Origin of the sequence: Citrobacter sp. S39 (assembly GCF_009495675.1) — a bacterium.
Taxonomy (GTDB): domain Bacteria; phylum Pseudomonadota; class Gammaproteobacteria; order Enterobacterales; family Enterobacteriaceae; genus Citrobacter; species Citrobacter freundii.
The window spans coordinates 881,906-894,170 of the sequence record NZ_CP045555.1 but is presented as its reverse complement, the minus strand read 5'-3'; the positions used below and the strand labels follow the sequence as shown (position 1 = coordinate 894,170).

The 12,265-nt window shown below is 54.7% G+C and carries 12 protein-coding genes; 8 read left to right on the top strand and 4 right to left on the bottom strand.

Annotation, left to right across the window (positions count from 1 at the left end):
* Positions 1-2 precede the first annotated feature (2 nt).
* Genes hemX through hemC form a run of 3 tightly spaced genes read right to left on the bottom strand, consistent with a single transcriptional unit; the run spans position 3 to position 2,878 of the window.
* Positions 3-1,178 carry a uroporphyrinogen-III C-methyltransferase gene (gene hemX, locus GFB57_RS04125; RefSeq protein WP_003017955.1) on the bottom strand — a complete coding sequence of 392 codons (1,176 nt, stop codon included), beginning with the start codon at positions 1,176-1,178 and terminating at the stop codon, positions 3-5.
* Between the two features lie 21 nt (positions 1,179-1,199).
* A complete protein-coding gene (gene hemD, locus GFB57_RS04120) occupies positions 1,200-1,940 on the bottom strand; it encodes a uroporphyrinogen-III synthase (RefSeq protein ID WP_003017952.1) in 741 nt (246 codons plus the stop codon).
* Positions 1,937-2,878, bottom strand: a complete 942-nt coding sequence (hemC, locus tag GFB57_RS04115) for a hydroxymethylbilane synthase (RefSeq protein ID WP_003017949.1) — start codon at positions 2,876-2,878, stop codon at positions 1,937-1,939. The genes hemD and hemC overlap by 4 nt, the downstream gene beginning before the upstream one ends.
* 390 nt (positions 2,879-3,268) lie before the next feature.
* On the opposite strand from hemC, the gene cyaA reads away from it, so the two are divergent.
* The gene (gene cyaA / locus GFB57_RS04110) at positions 3,269-5,815 is read left to right on the top strand and encodes a class I adenylate cyclase (protein WP_003017946.1); all 2,547 of its coding nucleotides are present in this window, start codon (positions 3,269-3,271) and stop codon (positions 5,813-5,815) included.
* A gap of 94 nt (positions 5,816-5,909) precedes the next feature.
* Here cyaA and cyaY read toward each other — a convergent pair whose 3' ends face one another.
* Complete coding sequence (cyaY, locus tag GFB57_RS04105; protein ID WP_003017943.1) at positions 5,910-6,230, bottom strand: iron donor protein CyaY; 321 nt, start codon at positions 6,228-6,230, stop codon at positions 5,910-5,912.
* A 138-nt stretch (positions 6,231-6,368) separates the two neighbouring features.
* On the opposite strand from cyaY, the gene GFB57_RS04100 reads away from it, so the two are divergent.
* The 7 genes from GFB57_RS04100 (at position 6,369) to ysgD (ending at position 12,197) form a co-directional block, all read left to right on the top strand.
* On the top strand, positions 6,369-6,572 hold the full coding sequence (locus GFB57_RS04100; protein WP_003017937.1) for a lipoprotein: 204 nt from the start codon (positions 6,369-6,371) through the stop codon (positions 6,570-6,572).
* A 49-nt stretch (positions 6,573-6,621) separates the two neighbouring features.
* Positions 6,622-7,446 (top strand): diaminopimelate epimerase, encoded by an 825-nt coding sequence (gene dapF, locus GFB57_RS04095; protein WP_003017933.1) that lies wholly within the window; start codon positions 6,622-6,624, stop codon positions 7,444-7,446.
* On the top strand, positions 7,443-8,150 hold the full coding sequence (locus GFB57_RS04090) for a DUF484 domain-containing protein (RefSeq protein WP_003017931.1): 708 nt from the start codon (positions 7,443-7,445) through the stop codon (positions 8,148-8,150). The genes dapF and GFB57_RS04090 overlap by 4 nt, the downstream gene beginning before the upstream one ends.
* Complete coding sequence (xerC, locus tag GFB57_RS04085) at positions 8,147-9,049, top strand: tyrosine recombinase XerC (protein ID WP_003017928.1); 903 nt, start codon at positions 8,147-8,149, stop codon at positions 9,047-9,049. The genes GFB57_RS04090 and xerC overlap by 4 nt, the downstream gene beginning before the upstream one ends.
* Positions 9,049-9,765 carry a 5-amino-6-(5-phospho-D-ribitylamino)uracil phosphatase YigB gene (gene yigB / locus GFB57_RS04080; RefSeq protein WP_003017925.1) on the top strand — a complete coding sequence of 239 codons (717 nt, stop codon included), beginning with the start codon at positions 9,049-9,051 and terminating at the stop codon, positions 9,763-9,765. Before xerC ends, yigB begins: the two co-directional genes overlap by 1 nt.
* A gap of 64 nt (positions 9,766-9,829) precedes the next feature.
* The gene (gene uvrD, locus GFB57_RS04075) at positions 9,830-11,992 is read left to right on the top strand and encodes a DNA helicase II (RefSeq protein WP_003017922.1); all 2,163 of its coding nucleotides are present in this window, start codon (positions 9,830-9,832) and stop codon (positions 11,990-11,992) included.
* Positions 11,993-12,140: 148 nt separating this feature from the next.
* Positions 12,141-12,197: a YsgD/CorL family protein gene (ysgD, locus tag GFB57_RS04070; protein WP_212723238.1), complete on the top strand. Its 57-nt coding sequence runs from the start codon at positions 12,141-12,143 to the stop codon at positions 12,195-12,197.
* Positions 12,198-12,265 lie beyond the last annotated feature (68 nt).

Genomic DNA, 12,265 nt, shown 5'->3' with positions numbered 1-12,265 from the left:
CATTATTCTCCTTGCGGCGCGGTTGCCGGAGCGTCTGTCGAAGGCGCTGGCGCTGCTGCTACCGGTGCTGTGGCAGGTTGCGCCAGTAAATTACGTACGCGGGTCTGCATTAACTTGTCGAGAATAGCCTGACTCTGCAGCGTTTCCGGGACATCCATACTGATGCTTTGCTGGCTCAGTTGGTCTACTTCTTCAAGGAACGCTTTGGTCGCTGCATCGTCGGTGTCGTAGTAAGCACGCACCCATGTGGAGACATTTTCCAGCGCCTGGCGGTATGTCTCTTCCTGATGACGCGGCACGGCCTGGGCCGCTACTAACAGGCGGGAACGGATATTTTCACGTAAGTAAACGTCCTGGTTCGGTGCCAGCAGCGGTACGGCAGTTTCATCACGACGGCGCACGGTGATAAAGCTGTCCATAAAGTTCTGCCAGCTTTTTTGCAGATTGACGCGCCATTCGCTAATCGAGCTGGAAAGCTCGCTGCTGTCCGAGTCCATCGGTGAATCGTCGGTGTCGTTGTCGGCCAAACGCAGGTTATCGATCTGATTAGAGAGTTGATTCACTTTCAGGATAATGCCGTCATAGTCGACCTGAGTCACCGCGGAGAGGCTCGCGATATCGTCAGTAATCGCACGTCGCGCGGTAATTAAGCTCGGGTCGTTCATATCTGCCAGACTGGCATCGGCGCTTTTCAGCAGCGCCGCGGCGGTAGTGACGTCCTGATCGCTCCATAATTTGCGACCAGCCAGTTTCACCAGGAAATCAGCCTGCGCCAGCAGCCATGTTCCAGCATCGCTGCCGGAGATGGTGGCGACTTTTTGCTGGACTTCATCAAGCTGTTTGACCAGCGCGGCCTGCTGGCGAGTGGCTTCATCCAGCTGCGTTGCCTGCTGTTTAATAATACCTTCCAGCTCAGCTTTCTGGCTTTCCTGCGCTTTTTGCAGTGCCGTCAGCTGGTTCGCCAGCGCATCGCTGGTTGCCGTTTGTGTTGTTGCCTGTTGTTTCCCCCAGCCGTACAGCCCAACGCCTGCTGCCAGCGCAATAGCAATCGCCACAGCGCTCAGAATCAGCGCCGTGCTGTTCTTACTCTTTTTTTCAGTATTAACTGGCTGTGACGTGGTTTCCACGGCCTCCCTGGTCTCTTCAACCACGGCGGAGGATTTTTCTTGTTCCGTCATTATGGCATCCCATTATGAGAGTTATTGTAATGCGCGTAGTAGCGCATCGTTGTCGGCGTTATCAGCGACCTTAATATCTTGCCAGCCCAGTTCCCGGGCGAGGTGCGCCAGACGCTCACTGACGACCAGCAGCCGACAGCGTAGTAACCAGTGCTCACGATACCACTGTGGAATGAGCGTCCAGAGCTGTTGTAGCATCTCTCCGCTAGTGACAACCACCGTGGTTACGCCACGGGATTGCCAGCGCATCGCTTCTTCTGCACCATCGTAATATTTTGCACTGCGTTGATAACATTCACAAAAATCGACATCGGCTCCGCGTGCCGTCAGGGTTTCACCTATCAGCTCACGGCCACCGTTGCCGCGTAATATAAGCGCGCGTTTTCCCGCAATATTTTGTAATTCAGGTAATTGTAGCAAGACTTCGCTAATTTCCCGATCCAGAGGGTAGTGAATATTGAAGCCGCTAACAGTATGCAGCGCCAGCGCCGTTGTACGGCCAATGGCAAAATATTGCGGAAGGGATGGCCAGCTTTTCTCTTGCTGCTGAAGCTCGGCATCTGCAAAGGTAACGGCGTGCTGCGAGAGGGCGAAGACCAGATCGTTCTCCGTCAGCGCCGACAGTCGGGAAGCAAGCGTTGCCAGTTCCCGACCAGGTGAAAACTCGATGAGCGGAAAACTCCAGGCCACCTGCCCCAGTGTGCGCAGACGGCTCACTAACTCTTCCCCAGCGGGAGACGGGCGGGTGACCAGAATACTCATGCGGGTGCTTCTCCGTTATAAACTTCAGCCAGAATGGCGCGCGCACCGTTCTCCAGCAGTTCTTCTGCCAGAGAGATGCCCATCTGTTCGGCATCCTGTGTGGTGCCGCGACGTTCTCCGCATACCATCTGTGAACCGTCTGGCGCGCCGACCAGCGCACGTAGCCAAATCTCACCGTCGATGATTTCGGCATAGCTACCAATAGGTACCTGACATCCCCCTTCCAGGCGGGTGTTCATGGCGCGTTCTGCTTTGACGCGTAGCGCGGTTTCTTCATGGTTGAGCGGCGCTAACAGCGCCTGAGTGCGCATATCATCCAGTCGACATTCTATGCCTACTGCGCCTTGTCCGACAGCGGGCAGGGAGACTTCCGGCGGCAGAGCGGTACGGACTCGCGACTCAAGACCTAAACGTTTTAATCCAGCGACCGCCAGAATAATGGCGTCATAATCGCCGTTATCCAGTTTGCTGAGGCGCGTGCCTACGTTGCCGCGCAGCGAACGGATGACGAGATCCGGGCGACGCTTCGCCAACTGGCACTGGCGACGCAAACTGGATGTCCCAACGATGCTGCCTGCGGGGAGTTCATCCAGCGTGTTGTACTTATTTGAGACGAAAGCATCACGCGGATCCTCTCGCTCGCAAATGGTGACCAGTCCAAGACCGTCAGGGAATTCAACCGGCACATCCTTCATGGAATGCACGGCGATATCGGCGCGTTTTTCCAGCAGCGCGACTTCCAGCTCTTTAACAAACAACCCTTTCCCTCCGACTTTCGCCAGCGGGGTATCAAGGATCACATCGCCACGGGTTACCATAGGAACCAGTTCCACGATCAGACCTGGGTGGTTTGCCATTAAGGCGTCTTTGACATAATGTGCCTGCCAGAGCGCAAGGGGGCTTTGGCGTGTGGCAATTCTCAAAACATTGTCTAACATGCTTGTTACCGTCATTATCAATCATTGACCATCCTAACATCCTTATCAAAGGGATGTCAGCGTTACGCTCAAACGTAAGTGAGAGGAAAGGCGCTGCATCATCACTGTCAGTGAATAATGACGAGAAAAACCTCCCGACCGTATGAAGGAATTTACACGTAACGAACGGTGCTACACTGGTATGTAGCGCATCTTTCTTTACGGTCAATGAGCAAGGTGTTAAATTGATCACGTTTTAGACCATTTTTTCATCTGTAACTAATAAAAGTGCAGGGGAAAAAGGTAACGGTTATTTTTGACATACGGTTTATCCGGACTGATGACGAGGGTGGTGAGCGTTTGCGCCGCCGCTATCGACGCCATGACGGATGCAACATCAGGCGATACGTCTTGTACCTCTATATTGAGACTCTGAAACAGAGACTGGATGCCATAAATCAACTGCGTGTGGATCGCGCGCTTGCTGCCATGGGACCTGCTTTCCAGCAGGTATACAGTCTGCTGCCGACATTATTGCACTACCACCATCCGCTGATGCCGGGTTACCTTGATGGTAACGTTCCCAAAGGCATATGCCTTTACACGCCTGATGAAACCCAACGCCACTACCTGAACGAACTGGAACTGTACCGCGGTATGTCGCCGCAGGACCCGCCGAAGGGCGAACTGCCGATCACCGGCGTTTACTCGATGGGCAGTACCTCTTCGGTAGGGCAAAGTTGTTCGTCTGACCTTGATATCTGGGTCTGCCATCAATCCTGGCTGGATAGCGAAGAGCGCCAACTGCTGCAGCGTAAATGTAGCCTGCTGGAAAGCTGGGCGGCCTCGTTGGGCGTGGAAGTCAGTTTCTTCCTGATTGACGAAAACCGTTTCCGTCACAATGAAAGCGGCAGTCTGGGTGGTGAAGACTGTGGCTCGACGCAGCATATCCTGTTGCTGGATGAATTCTATCGCACCGCTGTGCGCCTCGCGGGTAAACGTATTCTGTGGAATATGGTGCCGGGCGACGAAGAAGAGCACTACGACGATTACGTCATGACGCTCTACGCACAGGGGGTGTTAACGCCAAACGAATGGCTGGATCTCGGCGGACTCAGTTCGCTTTCCGCCGAAGAGTACTTTGGCGCCAGCCTCTGGCAGTTGTACAAGAGTATCGACTCCCCGTACAAAGCGGTGCTGAAAACGCTGTTGCTGGAAGCCTATTCCTGGGAATATCCCAACCCACGCCTGTTGGCGAAAGACATTAAACAGCGCTTGCATGATGGCGAGATCGTCTCTTTTGGTCTCGACCCTTACTGCATGATGCTGGAGCGCGTTACCGAGTACCTCACGGCGATCGAAGATCCGACGCGCCTGGATTTAGTACGTCGATGTTTCTACTTAAAAGTGTGCGAGAAACTGAGCCGTGAGCGCGCCTGCGTGGGCTGGCGTCGTGAAGTATTAAGTCAGTTAGTGAAAGAGTGGGGCTGGGATGACACTCGTCTGACCATGCTGGATAACCGCGCTAACTGGAAGATTGACCAGGTACGTGAAGCGCATAACGAACTGCTCGATGCGATGATGCAGAGCTATCGTAACCTGATCCGCTTTGCGCGGCGCAATAACCTCAGCGTCAGCGCCAGTCCGCAGGATATCGGTGTGCTGACCCGTAAGCTGTATGCTGCGTTTGAAGCGTTGCCGGGTAAGGTCACGCTGGTGAACCCGCAGATATCTCCGGATCTCTCGGAACCGAATCTGACCTTTATCCATGTACCGCCGGGTCGTGCCAACCGTTCGGGTTGGTATCTCTACAACCGCGCGCCTAACATGGACTCGATCATCAGCCATCAGCCGCTGGAATATAACCGCTATCTCAACAAGCTGGTGGCGTGGGCCTGGTTCAATGGCTTGCTGACCTCGCGTACGCATTTGTTTATTAAGGGCAACGGCATTGTTGATTTGCCGAAGCTGCAGGAAATGGTCGCCGACGTGTCGCACCACTTCCCACTGCGACTGCCTGCGCCAACGCCGAAAGCGCTCTATAGCCCATGCGAAATTCGCCATCTGGCGATTATCGTTAACCTCGAATATGACCCGACGGCAGCGTTTCGCAATCAGGTGGTGCATTTTGATTTCCGTAAGCTGGACGTCTTCAGTTTTGGTGAAGAGCAAAAATGCCTGGTGGGTAGCGTAGACCTGCTGTACCGCAACTCGTGGAATGAAGTGCGTACGCTGCACTTCAACGGCGAGCAGGCGATGATTGAAGCGTTAAAAACGATTCTGGGCAAAATGCACCAGGATGCCGCGCCGCCAGATAGCGTCGAGGTTTTCTGCTATAGCCAGCATCTGCGCGGTTTAATTCGCACCCGCGTTCAGCAACTGGTGTCTGAGTGCATTGAATTACGCCTCTCCAGCACCCGTCAGGAAACCGGACGTTTCAAAGCGCTACGTGTTTCCGGCCAGACGTGGGGATTGTTCTTCGAGCGCCTGAACGTCTCGGTGCAGAAGCTGGAAAACGCGATTGAATTCTATGGCGCGATTTCACATAACAAACTGCACGGGCTTTCCGTCCAGGTTGAGACCAACCATGTGAAACTGCCGTCGGTGGTAGACGGTTTTGCCAGTGAAGGGATTATTCAGTTCTTTTTCGAAGAAACGGGTGATGAGCAGGGCTTTAATATCTACATTCTGGACGAAAGCAATCGGGCTGAGGTGTATCACCACTGCGAAGGTAGTAAAGAGGAACTGGTACGCGACGTCAGCCGTTTCTACTCATCGTCGCACGATCGTTTTACCTACGGCTCCAGCTTCATCAACTTTAACCTGCCGCAGTTCTATCAGATTGTGAAAACCGACGGGCGCGCGCAGGTGATTCCGTTCCGCACCCAGCCGATTAGCGCTGTTCCGCCCGTCAATCAGGACAACGACGCGCCGCAGTTGCAGCAGTACTTCTCTTAAGCATAGTGCCGGATGGCGGTGTAAACACTTTATCCGGCCTCCAAATGCGCGAGATATCCAGGCCGGATAAGCGAAGCGCATCCGGCAATCACACTTAGTGGAAGCTCACCTCTTCACCTGCCTGCTGCGTTGCCGCCTGTTCCAGCAGATCCCAGAACGTTTCGCCGCTTCGGTCGCAGATCCACTCGTCGCCTTTCAGGTCAAAGTGGTAGCCGCCCTGTTTGGTCGCCAGCCATACCTGGTGCAGCGGCTCCTGACGGTTAATGATAATTTTGCTGCCGTTTTCGAAACTGATGGTCAGAACGCCGCCGTTGATCTCACAATCAATATCGCTGTCGCCATCCCAGTCATCCAGACGTTCTTCAATGGTCATCCACAGGGTGTCAGCAAGGCGATGAAATTCACTGTCGTTCATTTTCTTATCCTATTTTTCGTGATGCCCGCAGTATAACGTGGAATAAATCGCGATGCAGTTTTTAGCCAAACTCTTGCTTTTACGCCTTCTCCTGCGATGATAGAAAACAGAAAGCATGAACTTTACAGGCAATCAATAATGAAAAACGTGTTAAAGCCACTCGCTGTCATTTTTACTCTGTTCAGCCTGACGGGCTGTGGGCTAAAAGGCCCGCTCTATTTCCCGCCAGCTGATAAAACCGCGCCGCCTCCGACCAAGAGCGTTCAGCCGCAATCGCAATCCACCACGCCTGAGAAAAACGATCGTGGGATTAGTGATGGGCCTTCTCAGGTGAATTACTAACGGCAGGAATAGATTTTACATTTCTGTACCCGCGTGAACGGAGTGAATGATGCAATTCTCTAAAATGCATGGCCTTGGCAACGATTTTATGGTCGTCGACGCGGTAACGCAGAATGTCTTTTTCTCACCAGAGCTGATCCGCCGCCTGGCCGACAGACATCTCGGCGTTGGATTTGATCAACTGCTGGTGGTTGAACCTCCGTATGATCCGGAGCTGGATTTCCACTACCGTATTTTTAATGCCGACGGCAGTGAAGTGTCACAGTGCGGCAATGGCGCCCGCTGTTTTGCCCGTTTTGTTCGCCTGAAAGGGCTGACCAATAAGCGCGATATTCGCGTCAGTACAGCGAATGGTCGTATGGTATTAACCGTAACCGACGACGAGCTGGTGCGAGTGAATATGGGCGAACCCAATTTTGAACCCTCGCAAGTTCCTTTTCGCGCTAATAAAGCAGAGAAGACCTATATTATGCGCGCGGCCGAACAGACAGTATTGTGCGGCGTGGTTTCAATGGGGAACCCGCACTGCGTGATTCAGGTTGATGATGTTGATACGGCCACGGTAGAAACACTGGGACCGGTTCTGGAAAGCCATGAACGCTTCCCTGAACGCGCCAACATCGGATTTATGCAGGTGGTAAAACGCGAGCATATCCGACTGCGCGTCTATGAGCGCGGCGCGGGTGAAACGCAGGCCTGCGGCAGCGGTGCATGCGCAGCCGTTGCAGTCGGTATCCAGCAGGGGCTGCTGGCAGAAGAAGTGAGGGTGGAATTACCGGGCGGTCGACTTGATATCGCCTGGAAAGGTCCGGGTCATCCGCTGTATATGACTGGCCCGGCGGCACATGTCTACGACGGATTTATTCACTTATGAAGCAACCAGGGGAAGAACTACAGGAAACGCTCATGGAGCTCGACGATCGGGCGGTCGTCGATTATCTGCAACGTAATCCTGAGTTTTTTATCCGTAATGCCCAGGCCGTTGAAGCGATGCGAGTTCCGCACCCAGTGCGGGGCACGGTCTCTTTAGTGGAATGGCATATGGCGCGGGCGCGTAATCATATTAACGTGCTGGAAGAGAACATGGCGTTGTTGATGGAACAAGCCAACGCCAATGAAAGCTTGTTCTATCGTCTGTTAAGTCTGCAAGGCCGGCTGGTGTCGGCCAGCAGTCTTGACGACATGCTGATGCGCTTGCATCGCTGGGCGCGTGAGCTAGGGCTGGCCGGAGCGACGGTTCGTCTGTTCCCGGATCGCTGGCGACTTGGCGCGCCATCAAAATTCACCCATCTGGCATTAAGCCGTCAGGCTTTTGAACCGTTGCGTATCCAGCGTTTGGGCCAGTCGCAGCACTATCTTGGGCCGCTCAATGGTCCTGAATTGCTGGTGATGATGCCGGAGGCGAAAGCCATAGGCTCAGTCGCGATGTCGATGCTCGGGCAGGATGGATCCCTTGGCGTGATGCTGTTTAGCAGTCGTGATGTTAATCATTACCAGCAGGGGCAAGGCACGCAATTGCTGCAGGAAATCTCGCTGATGTTGCCGGAGCTGCTGGAGCGCTGGATTGAACGCGTATGACCGATTCACCCCTTTCTCAGGATGTGGCCCGCTTTTTGCGCTATCTGGGCGTTGAGCGTCAGCTTAGCCCGATCACCTTGCTTAATTATCAGCGTCAGCTTGATGCCATCATTGCGTTAGCTGGAGAGACCGGTCTGCAAAGCTGGCAACAATGTGATGCGCTCATGGTCCGCAGTTTTGCTGTTCGCAGCCGTCGTAAAGGACTGGGGCCGGCGAGTCTGGCACTGCGTCTCTCCGCGTTACGCAGTTTCTTCGACTGGCTGGTTAATCAGGGCGAACTGAAAGCCAATCCGGCAAAAAGCGTTTCCGCGCCGAAAGCACCGCGTCATCTACCTAAAAATATCGATGTCGACGACGTTAATCGTCTGCTGGATATCGATCTCAACGACCCCCTTGCCGTGCGCGATAGAGCGATGCTGGAAGTGATGTACGGCGCGGGTCTGCGTTTATCTGAACTGGTTGGGCTGGATATTAAACATCTCGATCTCGACACCGGCGAAGTGTGGGTGATGGGTAAGGGCAGTAAAGAGCGTCGCCTGCCGATTGGCCGCAATGCGGTGGCGTGGATTGAGCACTGGCTGGATCTACGCGGGCTATTTGGCAGCGATGACGATGCGCTATTTCTGTCAAAACTGGGCAAACGCATCTCGGCGCGTAACGTGCAGAAACGCTTTGCTGAATGGGGTATCAAGCAGGGGCTGAACAGCCACGTACATCCCCACAAATTACGCCACTCCTTTGCGACGCATATGCTGGAGTCGAGCGGCGATCTGCGCGGAGTGCAGGAGTTATTGGGTCATGCCAATCTCTCCACAACTCAAATCTATACCCATCTTGATTTTCAACACCTGGCTTCAGTGTACGATGCGGCGCATCCGCGCGCCAAACGGGGGAAATAATGCGTTTTTACCGGCCTTTGGGGCGCATTTCTGCGCTCACCTTTGACCTTGATGACACCCTTTACGATAACCGTCCCGTTATCACACGCACCGAGCAGGAAGCGCTCGCGTTTGTACAGAATTACCATCCGGCGTTGAATTCGCTGCAAAATAGCGACCTACAGCGCTTGCGTCAGGCCGTTCGCGACGCCGAGCCGGAAATCTATCACGATGTTACCCAATGGCGTCACCGGGCCGTAGAACGCGCTATGCTGGAGGCGGGTTTGTCAGCGGCAGAAGCCAGAATGGGGGCGAATGCGGCGATGATGAATTTTGCCAAATGGCGTAGCCGCATTGAAGTCCCACAGACGACGCATGACACGCTGAAAGCGCTGGCTCGCAAATGGCCGCTGGTGGCGATCACCAACGGTAACGCGCAGCCGGAACTGTTTGGCCTGGGTGATTACTTTGAGTTTGTGCTGCGCGCCGGCCCCGACGGACGATCAAAACCGTTCAGCGACATGTACACGCTGGCGGCGGAAAAACTGAAAATGCCTGTAGGTGAGATCCTGCATGTGGGTGATGACCTGACGACAGACGTCGCGGGCGCCATCCGTTGTGGTATGCAGGCCTGCTGGATCAAACCGGAAAATGCCGACCTGATGCACACCGCAGACAGTCGTTTGCTGCCGCATATCGAAATTTCACAGTTGGCATCTCTGACCTCGCTGATATAATCACCAACAACTCTGTATAAATTCCCAGGGGTCCGGCTGGGCCCTGTTGATTCCGGCGGTGCCAATGGACGTTTCTTACCTGCTCGATAGCCTCAATGACGAACAGCGCCAGGCTGTGGCCGCGCCACGCAGCAACATGTTGGTTCTGGCAGGCGCGGGGAGTGGTAAAACGCGCGTGCTGGTGCACCGTATCGCCTGGTTACTGACGGTAGAGAACAACTCGCCGTATTCGATTATGGCGGTAACCTTTACCAATAAAGCGGCGGCGGAAATGCGCCACCGTATTGGTCAGATCATGGGAACCAGCCAGGGCGGTATGTGGGTGGGGACGTTCCACGGTCTGGCGCACCGTCTGCTGCGCGCGCACCATATGGATGCCAACCTGCCGCAGGATTTCCAGATCCTCGACAGCGAAGACCAATTGCGTCTGCTTAAGCGCCTGATCAAGGCGATGAACCTGGATGAGAAGCAGTGGCCGCCGCGTCAGGCGATGTGGTTTATTAATAGTCAGAAAGACGAAGGGCTGCGCCCGCACCATCTGCAGAGCTATGGCAACCCGGTTGAGCAAACCTGGCAGAAAGTGTATCAGGCTTACCAGGAAGCGTGTGACCGCGCCGGGTTGGTTGATTTCGCCGAGCTGCTGCTGCGCGCCCATGAACTGTGGCTCAACAAGCCGCATATCCTGCAGCACTATCGCGAACGCTTTACCAATATCCTGGTGGACGAATTTCAGGATACCAACAACATTCAATACGCCTGGATCCGCCTGCTGGCGGGCGATACCGGTAAAGTGATGATCGTGGGTGATGACGACCAGTCGATCTACGGCTGGCGCGGGGCGCAGGTGGAAAACATCCAGCGCTTCCTCACCGATTTCCCGGGTGCAGAAACCATTCGTCTGGAGCAGAATTACCGCTCGACCAACAATATCCTCAGCGCAGCTAACGCCCTGATTGAGAACAACAACGGGCGTCTGGGTAAAAAGCTGTGGACCGACGGTGTCGACGGTGAACCGATCTCGCTTTACTGCGCGTTCAACGAACTTGATGAAGCGCGTTTTGTGGTTAACCGCATCAAGACCTGGCAGGACAACGGCGGCGCACTTGAACAATGCGCTATTCTGTACCGCAGCAACGCCCAGTCGCGCGTACTGGAAGAGGCGTTGTTACAGGCCAGCATGCCGTATCGGATTTATGGCGGGATGCGCTTCTTCGAACGCCAGGAAATCAAAGATGCGCTCTCTTACCTGCGCCTGATCGCTAATCGCAATGACGACGCCGCATTTGAGCGCGTGGTGAATACACCGACCCGCGGGATTGGCGATCGTACTTTAGATGTGGTGCGTCAGACCTCCCGTGACCGCCAGCTAACGTTGTGGCAGGCTTGTCGTGAGCTGTTGCAGGAAAAAGCCCTCGCGGGGCGCGCTGCCAGCGCCTTACAGCGTTTTATGGAGCTGATTGACGCCCTGGCCCAGGAGACCGCCGATATGCCGTTGCACGTGCAAACTGACCGGGTGATTAAAGACTCCGGCCTGCGCATGATGTACGAGCAGGAAAAAGGCGAGAAGGGCCAGACGCGTATCGAAAACTTAGACGAACTGGTGACGGCAACGCGCCAGTTCAGCTACAACGAGGAAGATGAAGACTTAATGCCGCTGCAGGCGTTCCTGTCTCACGCCGCGCTGGAGGCGGGCGAAGGGCAGGCGGATACCTGGCAGGATGCGGTTCAGCTGATGACCCTGCACTCGGCGAAAGGTCTGGAGTTCCCGCAGGTGTTTATCGTCGGCATGGAAGAAGGCATGTTCCCCAGCCAGATGTCGCTGGACGAAGGCGGACGTCTCGAAGAGGAACGCCGCCTGGCCTACGTCGGCGTGACCCGCGCGATGCAAAAGCTGACGCTGACCTACGCCGAAACGCGTCGTCTGTACGGCAAAGAGGTTTACCATCGCCCGTCGCGCTTTATTGGTGAACTACCGGAAGCGTGTGTTGAAGAGGTACGTCTGCGCGCCACGGTCAGCCGCCCGGTAAGCCATCAGCGAATGGGCACGCCAATGGCGGAAAACGATACCGGCTATAAGCTTGGCCAGCGCGTACGCCATGCCAAGTTTGGCGAGGGCACCATTGTCAATCTGGAAGGCAGCGGCGAGCACAGTCGTTTGCAGGTCGCGTTCCAGGGGCAGGGGATCAAATGGCTGGTGGCGGCCTATGCCCGACTGGAAACGGTATAACTTTCAGAAAAATATCATTATTTTGTAACGATCTGCTAGCCTTACTGATGAGCAGGTAATTTATCCAGGCTAGCGTTTCGTTGCGTGTTGACGTCAAAATTTTGCTGGCGTAACATGCGCGCACGATTACGCTAAGAGGACATTCGCCTTGGACACACCCAGTAGATACTGGCTCATTATCCTGTCATCCAGGATCAACTCCTAAGGCTATCCCTTTTTGCTGATAGCCTTCGCGGTTGTCAGCGACCTTCTGTTTTTCCCGTCGCGCTGAGT